The sequence below is a fragment of the Spiribacter onubensis genome, from assembly GCF_040838425.1.
In the GTDB taxonomy this organism is placed as follows: Bacteria; Pseudomonadota; Gammaproteobacteria; order Nitrococcales; family Nitrococcaceae; genus Spiribacter; species Spiribacter onubensis.
On record NZ_JBAKFI010000001.1, the window covers coordinates 277,394 to 302,012 of the forward strand.

A 24,619-nucleotide genomic window follows, 5' to 3' on the forward strand; every position below is an offset into this window, starting at 1 on the left:
TTACATGAAGCCCAGCTGGAGCCGGGCTCGCTCCGACATGCGATCCTGAGTCCAGGGTGGCTCCCACGTGAGCTCGACCTCCGCGGCCTCAACGCCGGAGACCTGCTCGACCGCCGCCTTCACCAGAATGGGCATCTGACCGGCAACTGGACAGGCCGGCGATGTGAGCGTCATGAGCACATCAACGAAACCGTCCTCGTCGACGTCGATCTCGTAGATCAGTCCGAGCTCGTAGACATCGACGGGGATCTCCGGGTCATAGACACCACGAAGTGCCGTGACCACCTGCTCACGGATCATCTCCACCGATGGGCGCCCGGCCATCCGCCTACTCCGTCGTGATCTCGCCCTTTTCGTCCAGGGCGGCCTGCAGCGTATGCCATGCCAGCGTCGCGCATTTCACCCGCATCGGATAGTCGCGCACACCGGCGAGAACCCCGAGCTTACCCAGCGACGGGTCGGGCTCGGCGTGATCATCGGTCACCAGGTGATGAAAGCGATCGAAAAGGGCCCTCGCCTCCTCGACCGTATGCCCCTTGAGGGTCTCGGTCATGATCGAGGCGGACGCCGTGGAAATGGCACAGCCCTGACCCTGGAATCCGATGTCCTCGATCCGGCCCTCATCGTCCAGGCGCAGCTCGAGATGGATCTGATCCCCGCAGAGGGGGTTGTAGCCGTCTGCCTCGTGATCGTGGGGATCGATCCCGTGGAAGTTCCGGGGCTGCTTGTTATGGTCCAGGATCACCTCCTGGTAGAGCTCACGCAGATCGGACATGGCTAGCCAAAAAACTCCCTGACGCGTTTCAGCCCATCGACCAGTGCGTCGATGTCATCACGGTCATTGTACAGGCCGAAAGACGCACGGACGGTGGCGGCGACGCCGAAGCGTTTCATGAGCGGCTGGGTACAGTGATGTCCCGCGCGCACGGCAACGCCCTCCATATCGAGGATGGTTCCCATGTCGTGCGGATGCGCGCCGTCGAGCACGAATGATATGACGCCGGCCTTGTCCGGCGCGGTCCCGATCACCCGCAACCCGTCAATCTCCGCGAGGCGCTCGTTCGCATAGCCGAGCAGCGACTGCTCATGGGCCACGATGGCATCACGACCGGCCGCCTCGATGTACTCAAGCCCCACCCCCATGGCAATGACACCGGCGATGTTCGGGGTACCCGCCTCGAAGCGCTGGGGTGGCGGAGCATACGTCGTCTCCTCAAAGCTCACTGTGCGGATCATGTCGCCGCCGCCCTGGTAGGGCGGCATGGCCTCGAGATGCTCGAGCCGGCCCCAGAGCACCCCGGATCCACTGGGACCATAGGTCTTGTGCGCGGAGAAGACATAGAAGTCCGCACCCATGGCCTGCACGTCCACCGGCATATGCGGCGCCGACTGGGCACCGTCCACCAGCACCGGAATGTCCCGCTGATGCGCCAGCTCGACGATTGCCTCCACCGGATTGATCGTGCCCAGGGTGTTGGAGACATGGACCAAGCTGATGAAGCGGGTCCGCTCGCTCACACGCTCGCGCAGGCCATCCAGGTCGAGGCTGCCGTCATCAAGCACCGGCGCGACCACCAGCCTGGCGCCGGTGGCCTCGGCGACCATCTGCCAGGGGACGATGTTGGCATGGTGCTCCATACCGGTGATGAGTATCTCATCGCCAGCCTCAAGCCGCGGCCGGACAAACGACTGGGCCACCAGGTTGATGGCCTCGGTGGCACCGCGGACGAAAACCACCTCGCGCCCGTCTGCACCATTGATGAAACGCTGAACGGTGCGCCGGACCGCCTCGTAGGACTGCGTCGAGCGCTGCGACAGCTGGTACACACCGCGATGGATGTTCGCGTAGTACTGCTCGTAGCACTCCCGCTCGGCATCGATCACGCACTGCGGCTTCTGGGCACTCGCCGCGCTGTCCAGAAACGCCAGCCGCCGGCCGTTCATGGGTCGCTGCAGGATGGGGAAATCCGCCCGCAGACGGTCGACGTCGAGGACGCTTTCCGTCGCGGGGCGCTGCGATACACTCACGCTCAAAGAATCTCTCCGATGTCCGCATCTTCCACACCGAGCCGCCGCATGAGGACGCGGCGGACATGGTCACGGACGCCACTGACACGGAACATATCAACGATCTCGCCGGCGAATGCCAGGGTCAGCATGCCCTGGGCTCCCTCGGCGCTGATGCCCCGGGTGCGCAGATAGAACAGCGCTTCTTCGTCGAGTTCGCCGACGGTGGAACCATGGGTGCACTTGACGTCATCCGCAAAGATCTCAAGGCGCGGATTGGAATGCGCCAGCGCCCGCTTGCCCAGGACCAGGTTGCGGTTTTCCTGCACGGCATCGGTCTTTTGAGCGCCCTCGAACACCTTGACGAGGCCGTCGAATACTGTCTCGGAGCGCCCCTGGAGGATGCCCTTGAAGCGCTGACGGCTGAAGCAGTTCTCCACCCGATGATTGAACCAGGTGTGAAAGTCGGTGAACTGCCGGCCCTCGGTGAGGTAGATGCCATTGCAGTCGATCTCGCCGCCCTCGCCTTCCAGGTCGGCGACCAGGTCAAGCCGGGCGAGCCGCCCGCCATCCCCGACGAATGCACCGCGGAGCGATGCGTCGCGCTGGGCGGCGAGGTTGACCGTACCGATGTTCATCGTGGCCACACCGTCTTCCTGTAGACGACTGTAATCAAGGATGGTGTTCCGCCCCGCCGAGAGTTCGCTGACCGGACAGACCAGCGCCCCGGCCTGGTCATCGCCGATGAAGCGCTCGACCACCCGCACCTCGGCACCATCCTCGGCTTCCACCACGAGCCGCGGATAGACCGCCCGGCGGTCGGCCTCGGCGGTCACGACATGCGTGACGGCGATGGGCTTTTCGATCATCGCGCCACGGGCGACGTGGATATAGGCACCATCCACGAAAAATGCCGAATTGAGGGCGGCGAACGGGTGCCAGTCGATGTCGGCACGAGCCCCGAGCGCCGCGACCAGCCGCTCCGGCGGGTTGCCGTCATACTCACTGAACGGCGTGACGGTCAGCCCCTTCGCCAGGTCGGTCAGATCCGAAAGGTCGGCGGCAAGGCGGCCATCGACAAAGACCAGGCGATAGCTGTCACCGAGATCGCCGAGTCGCTCTATCAGCTCCTTCGGTGCGACCCCCTGAGAGTCGGCGAGCGGAAAGTGCTCGGCGGTCACCGGGCGCAGATTGGTCTTGCGCCAGGCCTCCTCGCGCGCGCCCGGAAAGCCCCGCGCCTCGAAGGCCCGGATACCCCGCTCGTGGAGGGTGTCGAGCCATTCCGGCCCGACGTCGGTGCGTCCCTCGAACTCTTCGAGGTAGACGCTCTTTGGCTGCACAGCTGCTTCCATTGGTCTCGCTCCCCGCGCTTACGCTGCGGCCTCGTCGATGCCCTCGTAGCCCTTGCTCTCGAGCTCCTTGGCAAGCTCCTTGCCACCGGTCTTGACGATCCGGCCATCCATGAGCACGTGCACCACGTCCGGGACGATGTAGTCCAGCAGACGCTGGTAATGGGTGATCACCAGGAACGAACGATCCTCGGCACGCATGGCGTTGACGCCCTCGGAGACCGTCCGCAGGGCATCGATGTCAAGGCCCGAGTCGGTCTCGTCGAGGATGCCGAGCTGCGGCTCGAGCACGGACATGTGGAAGATCTCGTTGCGCTTTTTCTCACCGCCGGAGAAGCCCTCGTTCACGGGGCGCTGCAGCAGCGTCTCATCCAGCTTGACGCGCTTGGCGCGCTCCTTGACGAGCTCGAGGAATTCCATGGCGTCGATCTCGCCCTCGCCGCGATGCTTGCGCATGGCATTGACCGCCGCCTTGAGGAAATAGGTGTTGGAGACACCGGGAATCTCCACCGGGTACTGGAAACCCAGGAAGACGCCTTCGCGGGCCCGCTCCTCGGGGTCCATCTCGAGCAGGTCCTGACCGTTGAACAGAACCTCGCCCTCGGTGATCTCATAGGCCTCGTCGCCCACCAGCGCCTTCGCCAGTGTGCTCTTGCCACCGCCGTTGGGCCCCATGATGGCGTGGACCTTGCCGGGCTCGATGGTCAGGTCGAGGCCCTTGAGGATTTCTGCTCCCTCCACGTTGACGTGCAGGTTACGGATTTCGAGCAGTGCCATTATTCAGCTCCTGAATCAATTCATTCGAAAAGGTTGGTGGATCCGGCGCCCGCGTCAGCCGACCGAGTCCTCGAGGGTGATCTCGAGCAGCTTCTGCGCCTCGACCGCGAATTCCATCGGCAGCTCACGGAAGACCTCCTTGCAGAAACCGTTGACGATCAGCGACACCGCGTCCTCTTCGGAGATGCCACGCGACATGCAGTAGAGGATCTGGTCCTCGCCGATCTTCGAGGTCGTCGCCTCGTGCTCGAGCTGCGCGGTGCTGTTGTTCACGTCAAGATACGGGAACGTGTGCGCACCGCACTCCGAGCCCATCAGCATGGAATCGCACTGCGAGTAATTGCGCGCGTTCTCGGCCGTCGGCGCGATCCGCACGAGACCCCGGTAGACCTGCTGCCCCTCCTGGGCGGAGATGCCCTTGGAGACGATGGTGCTGCGGGTGTTCTTGCCCATGTGGATCATCTTGGTGCCGGTATCAGCCTGCTGGCGCAGCCGCGTGACGGCGACGCTGTAGAACTCGCCCACCGAGTTGTCGCCGCGCATCACCACGCTTGGATACTTCCACGTGATCGCCGAGCCGGTCTCCACCTGGGTCCAGGAGATCTTGGAGTTGTCACCGGCGCAGAGGCCACGCTTGGTGACGAAGTTGTAGATACCGCCCTTGCCGTTGGCATCACCCGGATACCAGTTCTGCACCGTGGAGTACTTGATCTCGGCATTATCCAGCGCGACCAGCTCCACCACCGCGGCATGCAGCTGGTTCTCGTCGCGCATCGGGGCGGTGCACCCCTCGAGATATGAGACGTAGCTGCTGTCCTCGGCGATGATCAGGGTCCGCTCGAACTGCCCGGTGTTGGCTGCGTTGATGCGGAAATAAGTGGACAGCTCCATCGGGCAGCGCACGCCCTTGGGGATGTAGACGAACGACCCGTCCGTAAACACCGCGGAGTTCAGCGCCGCGAAGAAGTTGTCGTTGGCCGGGATCACCGTGCCCAGGTACTTCTGAACCAGCTCCGGGTGCTCCTGAACCGCCTCCGACATCGAGCAGAAGATGATCCCCTGCTCGGCGAGCTTTTCCTTGTAGGACGTCGCCACCGACACCGAGTCGAAGACCGCGTCCACGGCAACGCCCGCGAGCATCTCCTGCTCATGCAGCGGTATGCCGAGCTTGTCGTAGGTCTCCTTGATCTCGGGGTCGATGTCATCAAGGCTCTGCGGCTTGTCCTCGTCACGCTTGGGAGCGGCGTAGTAGGAGATCGCCTGAAAGTCGATGGGGTCATAATGGACGTACTGCCAGTCCGGCTCGGGCATATTCAGCCAGTTCCGGTAGGCCTCGAGCCGCCATTCAAGCAGCCACTCCGGCTCGTTCTTCTTGGCCGAGATGAAGCGGATGACATCCTCGTTGAGACCGGGCTCGACCCGATCCTCCTCGACATTGGTCACGAAGCCGGCTTCATACCCCTTCTGGGTGAACCGTTCGATGGTCTCAGTGCTCGCGGACATGACGCACTCCGGTAAATTCCAGCGTATGAACCTGGCCGCTGCCCTCGCCGCCCTCGGCGGTGGTCATTTCGGCCAACGTAATTTCGGACAAAGCGTTCAGCACCACATCGTTGATGCGGCTCCAGACGTTGCTGATGTTGCACTGACTGCCGTACTGACAGGCCTCCTGCCCGTCTTCGATACAGTCGGTCAACGCGATCGGCCCCTCCAGCACCGTAATGATCTCGGCGATGGAGATCGCCTCCGGGCGTCGGGCCAGCCCGTAGCCCCCCTTCGCCCCCCGATAGGAGACGAGCAGGTCACTACGGGCGAGGTGCTTGAGAATCTTGCTGACGATGGGCTGAGGCAGCCCCCGCGCCTCGGCAAGGGCGCCCGCATTGAAACGGCCATCGGGCTCCCGCGCCATGAGCGTCAGGATCCCGATGCCGTAGTCCGTTTCGCGGTTCAGCCTGATCATATGGGAGGATTATAAAGTAATCAGGACTGCTTTGGTACATTTTAAACTGGAAAATTTACCGCAGCGCCTCATCGGCACTGCCCGGGTCCTCTTCCCCCGCTACGGAATACCAGTCCTCCACCGCGCCCCGACCCGACCGTACAGGTTCAATGGCCGACCGGCCACCGGCCACGGCGGCCGCCAGGGCGGTGATCCGCGGCCAGTCTGCCGCGGCCACCGCATCGCGCGGTGCCAGCCAACTACCCCCCACGCAGAGCACATTGGGCAACGCCAGATAATCCAGGTAATTGGCCGGACTGATCCCACCGGTTGGACAGAAACGCACCGCCGGAAACGGTCCGGCCAGGGCCTTAAGGGCGGCGATTCCGCCGTTGACCTCGGCGGGAAAGAACTTCAGGTGATCAAAGCCCGCCTCGACCGCCCGCATAAGCTCGGAGGGGGTGGCGACGCCGGGCAGCATCGGAATGCCCGCATTCAGCGCCGCGCCAATGAGCGCATCGGTCAGGCCGGGGCTCACCAGAAAGCGGGCGCCGGCATCCCTGGCCGCGATGGCTTCCTCCGCCCGCGTGAGGGTCCCGACCCCGACCAGGGCCTCAGGCACCTCGCGGGATATCGCCTCGACGGCCGGGAGTGCCGCTGGCGTGCGCAGGGTGACTTCCAGAACCGGCAACCCCCCTTCCACCAGCGCACGCGCCAGCGCCGGCGCCGTATCAGCGGACTCGATGGCGAGGACCGGAATGACGGGGGCACGCGTCATGAGCGCGTGGATGGACGTTGACGCTGCGCTCATGATCCCACCTCCTCATGCGGGCTGAAGCTGATGGCGCCGTGCTCGGCGCTGCCGGCCAGGGAACGGAATGCCGCGAACATCTCCCGGCCAATACCGTACTGCGGCTCGCTGGACTCCGGCGTGGATGAGCGGTCCGCCCATTCGGCCTCCGGCACCTTGACCTCGAGCAGGCCGGCATCGGCGTCCAGGCGGATCACATCCCCGTCGCGGATGCGGCCGATCGCGCCACCGCAGACATACTCCGGGTTCAGATGGATGGCGGCCGGCACCTTGCCGGATGCACCGGACATTCGCCCATCGGTCACCAGCGCCACCCGCTGCCCCCGTGACTGCAGGACACCAAGCTCCGGAGTGAGCTTATGCAGTTCGGGCATGCCATTGGCCCGCGGACCCTGTCCGCGGACGACGCAGACAAAGTCGCCCTCAAGCGCCCCTGCGCGGAAGGCCGCAAGAACCTGCTGCTGATCATCAAACACCCGGGCCGGCGCCTCCACCACGCGATGTTCAGGCTTGACGGCGGAGACCTTGATGACGGCACGCCCGAGGTTACCCTGCAGGACGCGCAGGCCGCCATTCCCACTGAACGGCTCGGTCACGGGCCGGACCACATCGGTGTCGGCGGAGTGCGCGGGACCCGCCCGCCAGGCCACGCCGCCATCGGCCAGCATCGGCTCCCGGGCATAGGCATCGAGGCCCTCTCCAGCGACCGTCATCACATCCTCATGCAGAAGGCCCGCGGTCAGAAGCTCGCGGACGAGAAAGCCCATTCCGCCGGCGGCATGGAAGTGGTTCACGTCGGCCTGGCCATTCGGATAGATCCGCGTGAGCAGCGGCACCACCCGCGAGAGCGCATCGAAATCGTCCCAGTTGATGTGAATACCCGCGGCCCGGGCGATCGCCACCAGATGAATGGTGTGATTGGTGGACCCGCCGGTCGCCAGCAAACCGACGATGCCGTTGACGATGGCCCGCTCGTCGATGACGCGGCCGATCGGCGTGTATTCATCGCCGTGTGCCGTAATCTCCATGATGCGATGGCCCGCGGCGATGGTCAGCGCGTCACGCAGGGGCGTGTTGGGGTTGACGAACGCCGACCCCGGCAGGTGCAGCCCCATGACTTCCATCAGCATCTGGTTGCTGTTGGCCGTACCGTAGAAAGTACAGGTGCCCGGGCCGTGGTACGACTTCGACTCGGATTCCAGCAGCGCATCGCGTCCGACCTTGCCCTCGGCATAGAGCCCGCGGATGCGCGCCTTCTCTTCGTTGGGCACGCCGGTCGTCATGGGCCCGCCCGGCACGAAGATGAAAGGGATATGGCCGAAATGCAGCGCGCCGATCAGGAGGCCGGGGACGATCTTGTCGCAGACGCCGAGGCAGAGACCACCATCGAATGTGTTATGGGAGAGCGCCACTCCGGTGGCCATGGCGATCACATCGCGACTGAAAAGCGAGAGCTCCATTCCGGGCTGACCCTGGGTCACGCCGTCGCACATCGCCGGTACCCCGCCGGCGAACTGGGCGGTGCCGCCCGCCTCCCTCACCGCCTGCTTGAGCAGCGCCGGAAAGCGCTCGAGCGGCTGGTGTGCCGAGAGCATGTCGTTGTACGCCGACACAATCCCGACATTGGGCCTCTGCAATGCCTTCAGGCGCGCCTTGTCGCCATCGGGCGCGGCGGCGAAGGCATGGGCGAGGTTGGTGCAGGAAAGGCTCGTGCGCACCGGTCCGACATCGGCGGCGGCCTTCAGCCGCTCGAGGTAGGCACTGCGATCGTCGTGACTGCGCTGGCGGATCCGCTCAGTCACCTCAGCAACCGCGGCATTGAGCTCGGGCATGCGTTCCTCCATTGTTGATTCCCCTGCGCGGACGTAATTTTACTACATACGCCATGAAATTTCCGTTGCTGCAGTTCAAATGACGCATCCTGCACGTTAGTATGGATGTAGTTTTATTACAGACATTCATGGGGAGGCGTGGTGCAGTCACCGGAACCCTTCGACCTCATCCTGTTCGGCGCGACCGGCGACCTGGCCATGCGCAAGCTGCTGCCGGCACTCTATCGCCGGCACCGCGCAGGCCAGTTGCCCGACGACGGTCGCATCATCGCGACAGCGCGCAGCGAACTCGACCGCGATACCTTCATCGCGCGGGTCGACGCGGCCTTTCAGGAGCGCCTGGATGCCGAGGAGCGTGATGTCGACACCTGGCAGGGCTTCCTTGAACGCCTGCAGTTCGTGTCGGTGGACGCGGCAGAACCCCGGGGCTTCGACCATCTGGGCACCATGCTGCATGACCGCGACGACCGCACGCGGGTCTTCTACCTGGCCGTCGCCCCCATGCACTTCGTCGGCATCTGCGAGCACCTGCAGAACGAGGGCCTGGTCACCGATCGTTCCCGGGTCGTGCTGGAAAAGCCGTTGGGCCATGATCTCGCGTCCGCCCAGGCCATCAGCGAGCGTATCGGTGCCATCTTTGCCGAGGATGCGATCTACCGCATCGACCATTATCTGGGCAAGGAGACGGTACAGAATCTGATCGCGCTGCGTTTCGGCAATATGCTCTTCGAGCCGCTCTGGCGACGGGACTGGGTACGTGACGTCCAGATCAGCGTCACCGAGCAGGTCGGCGTAGGCGGCCGGGCCGGCTTCTACGACCGCACCGGCGCCCTGCGCGACATGGTGCAGAACCATCTGCTGCAGCTCCTCTGCATCATCGCCATGGAACCGCCGACCAACATCGGCGCCGATGCCGTTCGCGACGAAAAGCTCAAGGTACTGCGCGCGCTCACCCGGCTGGAGGGACAGCATGCACTGCGCAACACCGTCCGCGGGCAATATCGCGCCGGCGCGATCGCCGGCCAGCCGGTGAATGGCTATCTCGACGAGGAGGAGGTCCCGGACGACAGCCGCACGGAGACATTCGTGGCCATTCGTGCAGAACTCGCCAACTGGCGCTGGGCCGGCGTTCCGTTCTACCTGCGGACCGGCAAACGGCTGCAGGAGCGCGCGGCCGAGATTGTGGTGAATTTCCGGGATGTGCCCCATTCGATCTTCGACGTCGCCTACGGCGCGGGCCAACCCAACCGACTCGTCATCAAGCTGCAGCCGGATGAAGGCGTCCGGCTTCACATGATGGCGAAATCACCCGGAGATCGTATGCAGCTGCGGCCCGTATCGCTCAATCTGGACTTTGCCGAGGCCTTCCAGCAGCGCCAGGCGGATGCCTACGAGCGTCTGCTCATGGATGTCCTGCGGGGGCGCCTGACCCTGTTCATGCGGCGGGACGAACTCTATGCCGCCTGGGACTGGGTCGAGCCGATACTGGATGCCTGGAACGAGGCCGGTGATGCACCCAAGCCCTACACGGCAGGAACCTGGGGCCCAGCGGCGTCCAGCGCCCTGCTCGGCCGTGAGGACGCAAGCTGGTACGAGGAGAGCTGAACATGGGACGAGGCGCCGCAACGCCGGCCATGCAGACCCTGGAGGCGGCACAGCGTTTCGCCAGCCCGGCTCAGGCGGCGGGCGCCCTCGCCCAACGGGTCGGCGAGGTCATTCGCTATGGCGTGAAGGCCCGAGGGCGAGCCAGCCTGCTGGTCCCCGGCGGGCGGACCCCGATGCCGGTATTCGAGCGGTTGCGGACGCTCACCCTGCCCTGGGATCAGGTTTACGTCAGCCTGACCGACGAGCGCCGCGTGCCCCCGGATGATGAGCGGAGCAATGCCCGGCTGGTGCGCACTCACCTGCTCCAGGAGGATGCCGCCAGCGCCCATTTCTACCCCCTGCACCGCGAGGGTGTCGGCAGCCGTGCGGACGAGGCCGCCTGCGGCGCCGCGCTCGGATTGCTGCCACGCCCTTTCGATGCCGTGATTCTGGGGATGGGCAGTGATGGCCATACCGCCTCGATCTTTCCGAATGACCCAGCCCTCCCGCGGGCACTGGACCCGGCAACCGACTCGCGATGCGTGGCGACACGGGCGCCGGATGACCCGCGCGAACGCCTGACCCTGACGCTCAATACACTGCTGCAGAGCCGCTGGATCGCCCTGCACGTCACCGGTACTGCGAAATGGGCGACGCTGCGGGAAGCCGTTGACAGTGGCGACCCTCGGCAATTCCCCGTCCACGCCCTGCTCAACCAGCGCCATGTCCCGGTCCATGTCTACTACTCGCCCTGACGCATCGCCGGCTCTGGTCGCCGATATTGGCGGGACCAATGCCCGCGCAGGCCTTGTCACCGAGCCCGGCCAGGCGCCCGGGACGGTTTTCACCCGACCCACCGCCGACTTTCCGGGCCTCGCCGAGTTCCTGCAAGCGGCGATGGCGGCGCTATCCGGCGAGCCACGCCCCATGCGGGTCATCTGTGCGGTGGCGAGCCCCCTGCATGAAGACACCGTCCGCCTGACCAATGCCGGCTGGACGTTCTCCATTTCGGACACGCAGCGCAGGCTCGGCCTCGAGGCGCTGACCCTGATGAATGACTGGGTGGCCCAGGGCTGGGCGGTGACTCGACTGGTGGAGCCCCAACGCCTGCAACGCAAAGGCGGGAAGCCGGCGGCGGATGCACCGCGGCTGGCCATCGGCCCCGGGACCGGGCTCGGTAGTGCGCTGGTCACACCCTGCGCTGATCACTGGCAGGTGTTCGCCACGGAGGGGGGGCATATCAGCGTTGGGATCACCAGCCAGCGTGAGGCGGACCTTGCCTTGCGCCTCCACAACCGCTTCGGGCACTGCAGCGCCGAGCGGGTTGCCTCCGGCGTCGGCATGGAGGCGGTCCACGATGCGCTGCGGGAGATCGACGGTCATCCACCGCGATCATGCAGCGCAGAAACCATTGCGCGGGAGGCCGTTGCAGGCGACCCGCTGTGCAGGGAGGTCCTGGCACAGTTTACCGCCGCACTGGGTTCAGCCGCCGGCGACCTGGCGCTCGCCACCGGCGCCCGAGGGGGCATTTACGTGGGTGGCGGCATCATTCCCGCGCTCGGGGACGCCTTTGACTGGAACCGCTTCCATGCGCGCTTCACGGCCAAGGGGCGTTTCCAGGACTATCTGGCGGCCATCCCGGTCTACGCCATCAACCATCCGGCACCCGCTCTGCTGGGGCTTTCCGTGTATCTGGAGGCACAGGCATGAGCGAACCGGGCCATCAGGCGCCGACAACAACCGGGCACCGCACGCCACTGCTGGAACAGGTCCGGGCACTGATGCCCGAACTCTCGCCCTCGGAGCGCAAGGTGGCGCTGCATATCCTGGCGCGCCCCCATGCGGTCATGGACCAGGCGATCGGCGTGATCGCGGCCTCCGCGGCCGTCAGCGAACCCACCGTGGTGCGGTTCTGCAAGCGGCTCGGCTATCGTGGTGTCCAGGGGTTCAAGATGGCCCTCACCCGCAGCCTGGCCACCGGGCTGCCGCCGGCGCCGATGGGCGTGGGCAGTGATGAGCCCCTGGAAGAGCTCGCCGCCAAGGTGATGGACCGGCAGATCGCCACACTCATCCATACGCGCAACCAGCTACCCCATGATCGGCTCGAGACCGCGATCGATCTGCTCGCCGGGGCGAGCCGGATCGAACTCTTCGGCCATGGCGCCTCCGGCCTCGTCGCACAGGACGCCCAGCACAAGTTCTTCCGGCTGGGTATGCCCGTTGCCGCCTATACCGACCCGCACAACCACGCCATCGCGGCCACCGTGACACCCGCCGATGCGGTCATCATCGCGATCTCGCACACCGGCCGCAGCGGCGATCTGCTGCAAAGCCTGCGGGTGGCGCGCGACCGGGGCGTCCCGGTGATCGGTATCACGGCGCCCGGTACGCCACTGGCCCATCTCGCCAGCGTCAGCCTGAACGCCGAGGTGGATGAAGACACGGACATCTACACGCCGATGCTCTCCCGCCTGGCTCACCTGGCGCTGCTGGATGTCCTCGCCGTAGGTGTAGCCCTGCGAGGTGGCTCGATGACTCAAGCGCGCCTCGCCCGGATCAAGCAGACCCTCAACCAGCGACGGGAAATCCCGCCGTCGGAGTGACCCAGGCCTTGGGGAACTGGCTCTCCAGCTGGCCCTGACGGTTAAGACGCGCCACACCCAGCCCGTGGCCGGCATGGGTCACCAGAATGAAACCGGGCCCATCCAGAGGCGTTATCGCCTGCGCCTGATCCAGCGGGACCGGCTGACGCTGCAGGAATGCCGCCGTCTGGGCGGCGTCCAGCGCCACGCGATTACGCGTCGCCGCCGGTGCCAGCCACAACGCGAGCGCGGTGGTGGGCTTAACGGGCTTGACCTGCAGCCCGATGGCGGCCAGCCCGAAGGCATCGGGCGAGGGTCGGGTCGGCCAGTGATGACCGGCAACCCGATAGTGTAAGTAGCGGCCGCCGTCCGGCCCGGTCTCAAGCCCGCGCAGCTTGGCCGAGTCAATGTCGAAGCGGCTCAACAAGGCATCCGTGGCCGGGTGCGCCGGCCAGCCCCGGCATTCATCGGGCGCGCCGGCCCCCCCGGACCCGGCGGTGGCCGCCCCGGACGCGCCACCCCGGCGCAGTACCGCGACGAAAAACCCGCCGGTATCGGTGATGCCCGGCCAGACCCGCAACGCCCGGGCGAGCCGCGGATCAAATCGCTGCCCGGCCCACTCGGTAACGCCCTCCGAGACCGGGAACCCCTCCACCGAGGCCATCTCCACACTCAGATCATCACCATGACGGCGGAGGATGGCATCCACCACCGCCTCATTCTCCTCCGGTGCATAGGTACAGGTGGAGTAGACAATGCGTCCACCCGCCCGACACAGCCCCACGGCCCGGTCCAGCAACCGCATCTGCCGCGCGGCGAGATCATCCCGCTCATTCTCATCCACCTGACGCGCCATCCCGCGGCGCTGCCGACGGTATTTACGCCATGTCCCCTCGCCGCTGCAGGGCGCATCGACAAGCACTCCATCATAGGGCCCGGTGGCACCCGGCAGTGACTCTCCGGCCCCGCGGTGGATCAGGACGTTGCGAAGCCCGAGCCGGCGGACGAGCTGGCGCAATGCGGGCAGCCGCGCGGACTGGAGTTCATTGGCCACCACCAGACCGCGGTTGTCCATGGCAAGGGCCATCTGCGCCGTCTTGTTGCCGGGGGCGGCGCACAGGTCAAGCATCCGTTCGTCGGGCTGCGGATCCAGCAGTCGGACCGGCAGTTGCGCCGCTTCCTCCTGGACCTGGAAGAGGCCGGCAAAATAGCCCCAGTGCCGACCGGGGGAGGCATCGGGACTGAGCCGGATACTGGCCGCATCCCAGTCGACCGGGGAAGCGTGAAGGCCTGCATCGGCTAACAGATTGATCAACTCGGCGGGATTGATCCGCTCGGGGTGGGTCCTCAGACTCACGGGCTGAGGGTGCGCCAGCGCGGCTGCAAAGCCGGACCAGTCCGGACAGATGGCACGATAGCGCCGTAACGCGTCGGCGGGGCTCAAGGCCTTAACCAGTCCCGCATGTAGGCACGAACCTGTGGTGTGTGATCCTCCGCGGGCAGTCCGGCCAGCGCCGCCTCCACTGCCTCGTCACCGGCCTTGGCGCGCACCCGCTGCATCAGTGCATGGAAGAACTCGCGGTCGAATTCGGGATGCCCCTGAATGGTCAGTGTCCGGCCCCGGCGGCTCGCATACCACGGGCACTGATGACTCGTGGCGAGTCGTTCGAAACCCGGCGCCGGCTCGGTCACCTGATCCTGATGCACGGCGAGGAGGGATAGTGGCTCACCCGGCTCCCGTGCGCTGAAGGTCTGCTCGCAGCGCACCGGATAGGCACCCAGATGCCAGCCGAGCTGGGAACGTTCCGTGCGCCCGCCAAGGGCCGAGTGAATGAGCTGGTGGCCGAAGCACACGCCGATGAGGGGGATGCCCCGGGCATCAATGTCCCGGACGAGCGACTGCAGCGGTGCGACCCATTCCGGGTGCTCATGAACGCTGGCGCGGCTGCCGGTCACCAGCCAGCCATCCGCGTCGTCGCAGGCGTCCGGCCATTCACCGGCATGGACGCGATATCCGATGGCCTCCAGATCCTGCCGCGGGTCGGCCAGCAGGTCCTCGAACAATGCGAGATAGGATGACCAGCGCGTCGTGAGCTCCTCGTGCAGATCGTCGCAGAGGAGCACACCAACGCGTTGAATGCCGGAGGGCGCCGTCATGGCGTCAGGATGCCAGCGTCTGCGACGGTCCGCGACCCCGTGTGGCCATCCAGCGGCGGATGGCGGTGCGCAGACCCCGCCGCCCACCGGCACCCACGGGCTCGGGCGAGCGGCTCGGCTTGCTGGCCACACCCGGAGCGACCGCCTCGCGGGCGCGCCGCATCTGCCCGTGGAGATAGTGCGAGAACGCGCCTTGTGCGCCCAGCCGCGCAATGAAATTCAGCATGGCGTCGCGCAGGGATTCGCGGTGCAGGCGCTGACGGACGGACAGTCCAATCCCGGCAAGCTCCGCGTCCATCCGACCCGCCGCACCGTAGACGCGAACGAATTCATCAAGCCGCTCGATCTGGGCCTCCAGATCCCAGCCGAGTTCGTCGGCGATCAAAAGGAACTGCTCCTGCACCGGACACTCCGCAATTTTCGGTGAATGATTGAAACTGGGGATATTTTCGCGCTGCAACATAACCCGGACAAGCGCCGGTCAGGCAAGATCCCCTGTCCCATCAGTCACAGCTGACGGGCGTATTTTCGATCATCCCGGGAGGATGCCGATCAGGCGCAGCCAGAGGTAATGGAGTGGGAAGATGAGCAGGATGGTGAGCACCGCGAACCCCAGGGTGAAGCGCGTCAGTGCGCCCCATGGGACGCGCCCGAGCTGGGCGCCGACCAGTATCGGAGGCGCCTGGTAGGGAAGGAGGTAGGTGGAATAGGAAGCGGCCAGTATCGTCAGCACGGACTGCACCGACCAGCCGGTCGCGCTCGCCAGCGTCTCGCCAAGCGGCACACCGATGGCCGGCACACCCGGCATGGCCGCGAGCACGGCGAGTCCGACACCGCCCAGGCTGATCAGCGCATAGTTGAGCGCCCCCTGCCCCGGTGCCAGCGGCAGCGCCGGCAACAACTGGTTGAAGGCCGCCTCGCCGACACCGGAGTAAGCCAGTATCGCACCCAGGCCAAGGATGCCCGACAGCAGCAACAGGGGGCCGATATCGAGTGCGGCGAACGGCTTCTCCGGTACAAGGCGAGGCCCATTGAGCAGGCAATAGGCGGCCGCTGCCAGTGCCACCCAGGCCGGGCCGACGCCATGAAGGGCATCACTCGCCCACAGCCCGAGGGCGGCCAGCAGAACCAGTGCCGTCTGACGCTGATCCCGCGTCATCGGCCCACGGGGCTCATCAGGTGCAGGCCTGCCTGGGATGCGGTCGGGGAACACGTAGATCAGCAAGGCGATCAGTAGCAGTGAACGGAGCAGGCCGAGCACCGGGAAATGCCACCAGAGATAATCGAGGTAGCCGATTTCCACTCCATAGATCGACTCCATTGCACCGGCCCAGACCACGTTGGGCGTATTGGAGGGCAGAATGGCAAAGGAGCCGATATGCGTGCCGAAGACGGCTGCCAGCACCACGGCAATGCGCCCGTTGGCGTGATCGGAAAAACCGAGGCGGTCGGCGATCGCGACCGCAATCGGCACCAGCAGCACCATCCGCCCCATTGAACCGGGCATGACAAAAGCGAGGATCAGACCGACACCAACGGCGCCCGCGATGAGCAGACTATAGCGACCGGGCAGCCGGGACAGCAGTACCGAGGCAATATGCTGGCCGAGCCCGGTATGACGAATCGACATACCGAGAATCAGACCACCGAAGATGATCCAGAACGCATTGGACGCAAAGCCCGAGAACACGACCTCGGCGGGCGCGACCGTGAATAGCATTGCCGCGAGAAAGAACAGCAGCGAAGTCACCGCCTCGGCGACCAGACCTGTCGCGTAGAAACTGATCGTGACCAACGCAACGGCAGTGGTCATGCCCGTGCCGGGCGGCAACCAGTCAGGCGGAAAAAGCGCGACCCCGGCCGCGACAACGGCGGCCAGCGCCACGATCAGACGCGGCAGTTGCGAGGTCGCGAGCACTGCTAGAAGGCGTACCCGATTTCCACAGCGGCGATATCGACGCCCGGATTGCTGTCGTAGAGCCGGGCGTTGGACGTGTGCTGCATGCGCAGACCTAGAACCAGCCCACCAGCGGGTGCCCAGGCGATGCCAACATGGCTTGTAAACTGGAGCGGGCCGCCCAGATCCTTGCCATTGCCATCATGACGGGAGAGGAGCGTTGGCTGGAGGCCAAGGCTGAAGCGCAGTCCCGAACGCGCCAGCCGACGCTCGACCGCCGGGCCGATCGCGGCGACCGCGGTATCACGGTGATCTCCGGACCAGATGCCGAGGACCATATCCCAGCGGGCATCCCACCGCTTGAGCCCGAGCCGGTCGAGGACCGCCGCCTGAAGGCCGGGCGCGGACTGGCGATAGTAGAACTCGAAGGTGTCGAATCCATCGCCGCCGCCACTGCGCAGACCGGTCTCGCGCATGAGCGGCGGCCCCTGTGTCTGCGCCGTGGCGGGCGTTGCCATTACCAGAGAAGCCACCACCCCGAGTGTCAGAACACCGAGCCATCCCCCAATGCGGCGCCTCACGCCCATGCGTTTCCCCTGCTGATAATTTCGGGTGAGGAGTATAGCCGGATTACTGCACAACTCCGACCGCCGCGACAAAGAGCTGACCATGACGTCGACAGAGTGCATCGATATCGCGATCATAACCGCCGCCGATGACGCCGGCGATCGGGATTCCCCGGCGGCATGCCGCCTCAATGACGAATCGATCACGCCGATACAGACCCGAGTCGCTGAGACACAGGTGCCCGAGGCGATCCGCCGAGTGCACATCAACCCCGGCATCGTAGATGACAAGACTCGGCTGCTGCTCGTCGAGCAGGCGCGGCAGCACGCCGGCCAGCGTCTCAAGATAGTCTTCGTCCCCAAGGCCGCTCTCGAGCGGCATATCCAGATCGCTGACGGCCTTGCGGGCAGGAAAATTCCGCTCCGCATGCATGGAAAAGGTGAACGCGCGCGGCTCGTTGGCGAGCAGTCGCGCCGTCCCGTCGCCCTGATGGACGTCCAGATCCACGATCAGCACGCGCTCCACCAACCCTTCCGAGAGTAAAACCCTGACGGCCACCGCGATGTCATTGAGCAGGCAGTAGCCACTGGAGAAGTCGGCATGTGCATGATGCGTTCCGCCCGCGGCATTCAGCGCCAGACCTCGTTCGAGAGCGAGCCGCGCGGTGAGACAGGTGCCGCCGGTTTCCAGACGAACCCGCCGGACCAGCGACTCCGACCAGGGGAAGCCGCTGCGGCGCTGGGCAACGCGATCAAGGGTGCCCGCGAACAGGGCGTCGATGTAATGCGGGTCATGGACCATCTCCAGCGCCCCCCGGGAGGCGGGCTCCGGGAGATACCACTGGAGTTGCGGGTCGAGATCCTCCAACTGCGCGCGAAGGACCCGAAACTTGTCCATCGGGAAGGGATGAGACGCCGGAAGACGGAAGGTATACGCGGGGTGATGGACGGCAGGAATTGTCATCGCACAGCAACTATACGCAGGAAAGCTGTACCAGTCCCGGTGGCCTGTCTGCACCATCGACGCTTCAGCGTATTACACCAGGATGGGGATTGAAATACCGCGCCTCTGGAACAAACCCGGTCAATGTGTTGCCAACCAGTCATCGGCAATAAAGAGGGATTGATGTTTCAGATAATCAGACTACTCCCGACAGTTACCCTGATCCTTTTTGCATCCGTCGCCCTGCCCCTCAGCCCGGTGGCCATCGGCCAATCCGACGGGGCCTCCGGAAGCGTCGGTGCCAGCGCGCAGATCGTGCGAGGCATAGAAATAACGGGGGTCGACGATCTGCAGTTCGGTGCCATTCTGAATGGACTGGAAAGCGGAACCGAGACCATCTCTCTGGAACCTGACGGGAGTTTCCAGAGTGCTCCGGATGGGCTCTCCAGTGTCAACGACACGGTAACGGGGACGAGTCAGGTACAGGCTGCGACATTCTCGGTGGAAAGCGAGGATGCTCAGACGAAGACAGGCCAGGAGATCCGTATTGAATTGACGAGCGATCTTGGTGGCGGCGCTGATGCGCCCTCAATCACCGGACTGGATGTTGCCTATGACAATGCCGGCAACGTCGGCGACGATAACTCAACGGCCGTTACGATCAACTCGGCTACCATTCCGGCCTCTGCCGCTGAGAACCTTCAGGTCGGCGGGACGCTCGAAGTCTCGGCCAACACGCCCGCCGGCACCTATGACGGCGGTACCATCACCGTAACCTCGACTTTCAAGTAAGCCCACAGCATGCTGGGCCGGCAGTGGATCATCGTTGTTACCAGACCGGCGCTGGCCACGCTGTTGGTGTTGTTCGTCCTGGGTTTCCGGAGCACCGAGGCGCTCACACTGTATCCGACGCGTGTCGTGCTTGATGACTCGCATCGGGCGGTTCAGCTACAGGTGATCAACAACTCGGATCGGCCACAGCGTTATCTGATCCAGTGGCGCGCCATGGAGATGGACGCCACCGGGAATCTGGATTTCATAGACGTGGCGGAGTCGCCCACACCGCAGGCGAGCGACCACCTGATCGTCGGTCCCCGCCAGGCCATCGTCCCGCCGGGTGGATATCAGGTTGTCCGCATCATGTCGCGGCTGCCACCGGATAGCCCGGCCGGCGAGTATCGATCCCACTTACTCATCTCCGAACCCGCCATGGAGGAGTCGCAGGCCCCACCCCCCGACAGTGATGCTGGCATCGCCATCCGGATCGATACGACTGTCCGGACCAGCATTCCGGTCATTCTGCGCACCGGCTCACCAGAAGGCCACCTGGCCCCCTCAGCATGGTGGATCGATTCCAACACCGCGGGCGCACCCATACTGGGTGTCCAATACAGACTAAGCGGTTCAAGGAGCATCAATGCCCTCGCAACGCTCGAGTGGCATGGCCAGAGCGGAGAATCCCGAGTCATCACCCGGCGCCGCTTCGCAACGTATACCGAAATCGAGGAAAGAACGGTCACCCACGTACTGACTGGACTTGATGCCGATGACATGGAGGATGGCGCGATCACCTATACCCTCGAGCGGCTTGGCCGCCGGGGCAATCCCCAGGAGACGCTGTTCGCTCGCGAGATCCAGCCTAAAGAACTGCCGCAGCGCACCGGCGCCGGTAGCTGACGCGAGCCGAAGAAGCTGCGTATGCAGAGGTTCGCCTGTCTGCTTCTCATGCTGCCCGCCGCAGAGGCGATCCTGGCGCAGTCGATGTCCACCACGCTGACGCCGATACCCCTGGTGGTTGAACTCAATGACGCGCAATCAGGGGATGGCATCGAGGCGTACAGCGATGGCGAGAATATTTGGCTCCCCGTGCGACAGCTCGCCTCGTTGTTTGAGATCCCCATCGAGGTCAATCCCGAAGCGCAGCGCGTCGAGGGCTGGCTCTTCGAGCCCGATCGGCGTTGGAGAATCCGCATCGCCGGTGGATTGGCTCGCGGACCGACTGACAGCGATTGGCAACGGTTCCCCGAAAACGCTTTTGTGACGCGACGGCTCGACAACCGACGCGAGCTGCATGTCCGACCCATGGTGCTGGAGGCCGTCTGGCCGATTCGCATCGGCATCAGCCGTGCTGATCTGCGCGTAACCATCCGTAGCCGCCGCAAGCTGCCCAGAGAGCGCCGGCTCGAGCGTGAGGCTGAGCGCGCTGCGCTCAACCAGCGCTCGGGACGCCAGCGGCGCCCTGACCTGCCCCGCACCGGCACTGATTATCATTGGTGGCAGCCGCCGGGCGGCACCCTGCGGATTGGCAGTTCCCGCACCGGCGATGGTCGGACCGAGAGCCAGGCAAGCCTGACGGCCGTCGGGGAAATTGCTGGCATGACCGCCTTCACCACTGCGGCCGCAAGGCGTGATGCCAACGGTTCCACCCGGCTTGGCCGTGGGCGCCTCACCTTGCGCCGGTTCGCCAGCCCCGCGCCGATGACACTGGGAGCGCGCGAGATTGCATTTGGTGACCTGCGAACGGCACCAACGGAACGGATCGCGGGTGGGCAAACGGGTGTGGGCTTTAGCATGAGCAGCTTCCCGCTCCGCAGTGGCTCTTCGCTTGAGGGCTACTCACTGGCCGGAGATGCTCAACCAGGCTCCGAGGTGGAGCTCTATCGAGGCGATAGCCTGGTGGGTTTCACCGAGGTGAATGAGGATGGACGGTATCAGTTCGGCAATATCACGCTTGAGCCCGGCCCCAATCCCTTACGGGTCATCATCCGGACCCCCGAAGGACGTCGCCTGGTGGAGCAGCGCCGACCCGTCTTCGGGCGCGATCAGATCAACCCAGGCGAAACCCGCTTCGCATTGGAGGGCGTACGTCCCGGCACAAGCCTCATCGCGAACGGCAATGGCGAAGCGGCCAACCGCGCAGCGGTCGGGGGACTGCGGATCGCAACCGGCGTCGATGAGCGTACGACAGTCAATCTGCGCTGGATAAGGGGGATGGGTCGCGAAGCGACGACCCGAAGGGATTATGTTGGCGTTGACATGATCCGGGGCATAGGTCTCGGAATTCTCCGCCTCGGCATGCTGAGCGACCTGGCGGGCGGTCAGCTCCTCGACGGGGATTTTCGCCTGCCAACAAGGCAATGGCCGGTGACCGCGGGCGTGGCCGTAGGCAACGGTTACCAGAGCCCTGCGACCGGCTTCGGCGACGAAGCCATCACACAAGAACTTAGCCTGCGAACGAACCAACGAGTCAGACTCGCCCAACAGGTTTTCCGCTTGAGCTTCAACGCCCAGCAACGGGAATCACGCGACGGCAGTTCGCAGCGCATCCTACGCTTGCGTCAGTCAGCGAGGTTGGCGGGTCTACGCTGGCGTCACCGCATCAACTGGCGTGCTGGGGATACGATCGACGGAGCACTGCTCTTCAGCGACTGGCTAAACCCGGGGGCTGATCGTCGTATGCGGCTCTCCGGCCAGCTCCGCTATCGCCGGGGTGTGGGTGTCGCATCGCTTGCCTTCTCCACCCGGGTAGCGTTAGCGAACCAGCAGCAGATCAGCGGTCAGCTCGCCTACGACCGTGAGACGGATGAGAGCCGATGGACGATTGCCTACAACGGCAACATCACCGAGGCCGACTACTCACTCGGTGCCAACATCACCGACAGCGGGGACTTTGGCATCTCCGCATCGCTGCAGTTCGCCTTTGCCACCCGGCGTGGGCGTTCCCCGACATTATTCGAAACGAATCCCGTCGCCGAGGGGCGTCTGAGGGCACGCGCGTATCTTGATGCCAACGGTAACGGCCGGCGTGACACTGATGAGCAGGCACTTGCCGGGGTTCGACTGCAACCGCCGTTATCGAACAAAGGGGCGACCGACGCCAGAGGCGAGCTGGCCGTCAACGGCCTGTCGCCCCACCGCTACTATCCGGTGCGAGTCGATCCTGCGTCGCTTCAGAATCCGCTGCATCGGCCCGACGAAGAAGGAGAACGCGTCTGGGTGCGACCCGGCTCGACACCTCGGGTCAGTCTCGCCGTCAAACCAACTGGCGGTGTCTACGGCAATGTGCGATACGCCGATGAGAATGAGGGCGCCCAGGGCGTGGGTGTCCGGCTCGTCAACTGTGGTGGCGAGGTTGTTGCCCGCCGCCGGACTCGCCTCAACGGCTTTTTCGCCTTCGAGGGGTTACCCCTTGAGCGGCTCTGGCTGCGTGTCGATAACCGGGGTGGTTTGAGAATGAGCGAGGTACCCGGAAGCCCACTTGCACTTTCACCGGACGCTCCCTACGTCTCGGAGCAGGGCGTCACCGTCACGCCGCGATCGACACTCGATGAGTATGGCGCTGTACAAGGCACCCTTATCGCCCCGGACTGCGCGGATGGTCTCGCGAATGTCGCGCTGCGGCTGCAGCCCATTGACGACGAAAAGAGGCCTTACCGCATAAGCACCGGCATGGATGGCCATTTCCAGCTCGACCGACTGCCCTTCGGGCGATACCGGTTGAGCGTCGTTGAATCGACACTACCCGACGGTATCGAGACAGTCCCTGACCAGGTCTTTGAATTAACACCCGACGCTCCACTGATCGAGGACCGACATCTCCTGGCAGAGCAGAAAGACTGATGATCAGACACCCCTCAGCATCGAGACACCCTGTTTACGCTGTGCTCGCCCTGCTATCGCTGATGACGCTCGCCGGTCCGCTTCATGCGGATCCCCAGACTGGCGGCAGTCCACCGGGCGGTGGTTCAGCAGACGCCGGCCCGCCAACCGGCGATGCCGTCATCGATGTCATCGAACCACTGGTCTTCGGCCGCTATCTCAGTCGCATCCAACCCGGCACCACCGGCGAGATCTCGCTACAGACGGACGGAAGCGTAAGCACCCGGGGGCTGCGCCCGTTGGACAACGCGAGCAGCCCCGCCCGCGTGACGGTGCGCGAAACCTTCCCAGGCCAGGGACAACCGTTCGAGGGTCAGTACGATCTCCGCATCATGACGAGTCCGCTTGAGAAGAGCGGCAGCGCCACTACGCTCAGATTCAGCACGCTCCGCGTTCGGTTTGTGGAAGACCGCAGAGGCGGATCGGGTGGCCAGGTGCTGAAGAAGGAAGCGACAGGCAACGGGAACCTGGCGGTCATATTGGAGGATGTTGACCTGCCTAGCGGCAATCAGCCGGGGAACCTGAAGATAGCGGGCGATCTCGAGCTGCGCCATTCAGCAACCGGGACGTATGAGGGTGTGATCTTTGTTGAGGCGACGCAGACATACCGATAGGACGTCCCGGCAGGGGGGTTAGTGGCGCCGAGTAGCTGCGCCACTTTTCTTGGACGGTTTTCACGCGGCGAGGTCGATGCCCGGTCACTGGAATGACGCTTCAAGGACCACGTATTTCATCAAGAGTAGGAAGATTGGTCGGGGTGGACGGATTTGAACCGCCGACCACCTGCACCCCATGCAGGTGCGCTACCAGGCTGCGCTACACCCCGACCGGAGCACAGAGGATACAATAAACGCCGGCCTCAGGCCAACGCCAACACCCTAGCGCTTCAGCTCAGCGAGTACTTCCTCCAGCTCGCTGCGCATCTGACGGATCACCTGCTGGCGCTGGTTCGCGTCATCCCGGGCGGTTTCGCCCGAGAGCTGCTGTCGGGCGCCACCGATGGTGAACCCCTGCTGGTAGAGCAGGCCCCGGATCTGACGAATGAGGATGACGTCCTGACGCTGGTAATAGCGCCGGTTGCCGCGCCGCTTGACGGGATTGAGCTGCGGGAACTCCTGCTCCCAGTAGCGCAGCACATGGGGTTTGACCGCGCACAGCTCACTGACCTCACCGATGGTGAAGTAGCGTTTCGCCGGGATCGGCGGCAGCTCGTCGTTACTGCTCGCGTCCAGCATAGGCCTCCACCCTCGATTTCAGTTTCTGCCCAGGCCGAAAGGTGACCACCCGCCGCGCAGAAATGGGGATTTCTTCGCCGGTCTTGGGGTTACGTCCCGGCCGTTCGTTCTTATCCCGCAGATCGAAGTTACCGAATCCGGAGAGCTTGACCGCGGTCCCGGCCTCGAGCGCACGACGGATCTCCTCGAAGAAGCTCTCGACAAGTTCCTTGGCCTCACGCTTGTTCAGCCCGACCTCTTCGAAAAGCCGCTCGGCCATATCGGCCTTGGTCAACGCCATT

At 64.8% G+C, this 24,619-nt stretch carries 25 protein-coding genes and 1 tRNA gene; 8 read left to right on the plus strand and 18 right to left on the minus strand.

Features of this window, described 5'->3' with window-relative positions:
- The 9 genes from V6X63_RS01400 to edd are packed head-to-tail and all read right to left on the minus strand — an operon-like array spanning window position 1 to window position 8,715.
- Window positions 1–324 (minus strand): SUF system Fe-S cluster assembly protein, encoded by a 324-nt coding sequence (locus tag V6X63_RS01400; RefSeq protein WP_367966815.1) that lies wholly within the window; start codon window positions 322–324, stop codon window positions 1–3.
- Between the two features lie 4 nt (window positions 325–328).
- Entirely contained in the window at window positions 329–775 is a 447-nt protein-coding gene (sufU, locus tag V6X63_RS01405) for a Fe-S cluster assembly sulfur transfer protein SufU (RefSeq protein WP_367977950.1), read from the minus strand.
- Window positions 776–777: 2 nt separating this feature from the next.
- The gene (locus tag V6X63_RS01410; protein ID WP_367978109.1) at window positions 778–2,028 is read right to left on the minus strand and encodes a cysteine desulfurase; all 1,251 of its coding nucleotides are present in this window, start codon (window positions 2,026–2,028) and stop codon (window positions 778–780) included.
- Between the two features lie 2 nt (window positions 2,029–2,030).
- On the minus strand, window positions 2,031–3,359 hold the full coding sequence (sufD, locus tag V6X63_RS01415) for a Fe-S cluster assembly protein SufD (protein ID WP_367977951.1): 1,329 nt from the start codon (window positions 3,357–3,359) through the stop codon (window positions 2,031–2,033).
- Window positions 3,360–3,377: 18 nt separating this feature from the next.
- Entirely contained in the window at window positions 3,378–4,133 is a 756-nt protein-coding gene (gene sufC, locus V6X63_RS01420) for a Fe-S cluster assembly ATPase SufC (RefSeq protein WP_367966818.1), read from the minus strand.
- A 54-nt stretch (window positions 4,134–4,187) separates the two neighbouring features.
- On the minus strand, window positions 4,188–5,636 hold the full coding sequence (gene sufB / locus V6X63_RS01425; protein WP_367966819.1) for a Fe-S cluster assembly protein SufB: 1,449 nt from the start codon (window positions 5,634–5,636) through the stop codon (window positions 4,188–4,190).
- A complete protein-coding gene (locus tag V6X63_RS01430; RefSeq protein ID WP_367977952.1) occupies window positions 5,620–6,093 on the minus strand; it encodes an SUF system Fe-S cluster assembly regulator in 474 nt (157 codons plus the stop codon). Before V6X63_RS01430 ends, sufB begins: the two co-directional genes overlap by 17 nt.
- Window positions 6,094–6,148: 55 nt before the next feature.
- Window positions 6,149–6,883, minus strand: a complete 735-nt coding sequence (locus V6X63_RS01435; protein ID WP_367966821.1) for a bifunctional 4-hydroxy-2-oxoglutarate aldolase/2-dehydro-3-deoxy-phosphogluconate aldolase — start codon at window positions 6,881–6,883, stop codon at window positions 6,149–6,151.
- Window positions 6,880–8,715, minus strand: a complete 1,836-nt coding sequence (gene edd, locus V6X63_RS01440) for a phosphogluconate dehydratase (protein WP_367977953.1) — start codon at window positions 8,713–8,715, stop codon at window positions 6,880–6,882. The genes V6X63_RS01435 and edd overlap by 4 nt, the downstream gene beginning before the upstream one ends.
- 141 nt (window positions 8,716–8,856) lie before the next feature.
- Between edd and zwf the strand changes: the two genes are divergently transcribed.
- The 4 genes from zwf to V6X63_RS01460 are packed head-to-tail and all read left to right on the plus strand — an operon-like array spanning window position 8,857 to window position 12,902.
- Entirely contained in the window at window positions 8,857–10,320 is a 1,464-nt protein-coding gene (zwf, locus tag V6X63_RS01445; protein WP_367977954.1) for a glucose-6-phosphate dehydrogenase, read from the plus strand.
- A 2-nt stretch (window positions 10,321–10,322) separates the two neighbouring features.
- The gene (gene pgl / locus V6X63_RS01450; RefSeq protein WP_367977955.1) at window positions 10,323–11,054 is read left to right on the plus strand and encodes a 6-phosphogluconolactonase; all 732 of its coding nucleotides are present in this window, start codon (window positions 10,323–10,325) and stop codon (window positions 11,052–11,054) included.
- The gene (gene glk / locus V6X63_RS01455) at window positions 11,035–12,009 is read left to right on the plus strand and encodes a glucokinase (protein WP_367977956.1); all 975 of its coding nucleotides are present in this window, start codon (window positions 11,035–11,037) and stop codon (window positions 12,007–12,009) included. Before pgl ends, glk begins: the two co-directional genes overlap by 20 nt.
- Window positions 12,006–12,902, plus strand: coding sequence for an SIS domain-containing protein (locus V6X63_RS01460; RefSeq protein WP_367966825.1), 897 nt, complete (start codon window positions 12,006–12,008; stop codon window positions 12,900–12,902). The genes glk and V6X63_RS01460 overlap by 4 nt, the downstream gene beginning before the upstream one ends.
- Here V6X63_RS01460 and V6X63_RS01465 read toward each other — a convergent pair.
- The 6 genes from V6X63_RS01465 to V6X63_RS01490 form a co-directional block, all read right to left on the minus strand.
- Window positions 12,868–14,238 (minus strand): RsmB/NOP family class I SAM-dependent RNA methyltransferase, encoded by a 1,371-nt coding sequence (locus V6X63_RS01465; RefSeq protein ID WP_407826363.1) that lies wholly within the window; start codon window positions 14,236–14,238, stop codon window positions 12,868–12,870. The two genes, V6X63_RS01460 and V6X63_RS01465, sit on opposite strands and share 35 nt — an antisense overlap.
- An 83-nt stretch (window positions 14,239–14,321) precedes the next feature.
- Window positions 14,322–15,038 (minus strand): type 1 glutamine amidotransferase, encoded by a 717-nt coding sequence (locus tag V6X63_RS01470; protein ID WP_367977958.1) that lies wholly within the window; start codon window positions 15,036–15,038, stop codon window positions 14,322–14,324.
- A gap of 4 nt (window positions 15,039–15,042) precedes the next feature.
- Entirely contained in the window at window positions 15,043–15,441 is a 399-nt protein-coding gene (locus V6X63_RS01475) for a hypothetical protein (RefSeq protein WP_367977959.1), read from the minus strand.
- Between the two features lie 129 nt (window positions 15,442–15,570).
- Complete coding sequence (locus V6X63_RS01480) at window positions 15,571–16,956, minus strand: SLC13 family permease (RefSeq protein WP_367977960.1); 1,386 nt, start codon at window positions 16,954–16,956, stop codon at window positions 15,571–15,573.
- Window positions 16,957–16,958: 2 nt separating this feature from the next.
- Window positions 16,959–17,516 carry an acyloxyacyl hydrolase gene (locus V6X63_RS01485; protein WP_367977961.1) on the minus strand — a complete coding sequence of 186 codons (558 nt, stop codon included), beginning with the start codon at window positions 17,514–17,516 and terminating at the stop codon, window positions 16,959–16,961.
- A gap of 49 nt (window positions 17,517–17,565) precedes the next feature.
- The gene (locus V6X63_RS01490) at window positions 17,566–18,399 is read right to left on the minus strand and encodes a histone deacetylase family protein (RefSeq protein ID WP_456242976.1); all 834 of its coding nucleotides are present in this window, start codon (window positions 18,397–18,399) and stop codon (window positions 17,566–17,568) included.
- 228 nt (window positions 18,400–18,627) lie between these two features.
- Between V6X63_RS01490 and V6X63_RS01495 the strand changes: the two genes are divergently transcribed.
- The 4 genes from V6X63_RS01495 (at window position 18,628) to V6X63_RS01510 (ending at window position 23,717) form a co-directional block, all read left to right on the plus strand.
- Window positions 18,628–19,236: a DUF4402 domain-containing protein gene (locus tag V6X63_RS01495; RefSeq protein ID WP_367966832.1), complete on the plus strand. Its 609-nt coding sequence runs from the start codon at window positions 18,628–18,630 to the stop codon at window positions 19,234–19,236.
- A gap of 9 nt (window positions 19,237–19,245) precedes the next feature.
- On the plus strand, window positions 19,246–20,121 hold the full coding sequence (locus tag V6X63_RS01500; protein ID WP_367977963.1) for a fimbrial biogenesis chaperone: 876 nt from the start codon (window positions 19,246–19,248) through the stop codon (window positions 20,119–20,121).
- Window positions 20,122–20,142: 21 nt separating this feature from the next.
- Entirely contained in the window at window positions 20,143–23,064 is a 2,922-nt protein-coding gene (locus V6X63_RS01505) for an MSCRAMM family protein (RefSeq protein WP_367966834.1), read from the plus strand.
- Between the two features lie 62 nt (window positions 23,065–23,126).
- Entirely contained in the window at window positions 23,127–23,717 is a 591-nt protein-coding gene (locus V6X63_RS01510) for a hypothetical protein (protein ID WP_367966835.1), read from the plus strand.
- Window positions 23,718–23,852: 135 nt separating this feature from the next.
- Here V6X63_RS01510 and V6X63_RS01515 read toward each other — a convergent pair.
- From V6X63_RS01515 to ihfA, 3 genes are all read right to left on the minus strand, one after another.
- Window positions 23,853–23,929, minus strand: a tRNA-Pro gene (locus V6X63_RS01515).
- A 52-nt stretch (window positions 23,930–23,981) separates the two neighbouring features.
- Window positions 23,982–24,338: a MerR family transcriptional regulator gene (locus V6X63_RS01520; protein WP_367966836.1), complete on the minus strand. Its 357-nt coding sequence runs from the start codon at window positions 24,336–24,338 to the stop codon at window positions 23,982–23,984.
- The gene (ihfA, locus tag V6X63_RS01525) at window positions 24,319–24,618 is read right to left on the minus strand and encodes an integration host factor subunit alpha (RefSeq protein WP_367966837.1); all 300 of its coding nucleotides are present in this window, start codon (window positions 24,616–24,618) and stop codon (window positions 24,319–24,321) included. Before ihfA ends, V6X63_RS01520 begins: the two co-directional genes overlap by 20 nt.
- Between the last annotated feature and the right edge of the window lies 1 nt (window position 24,619).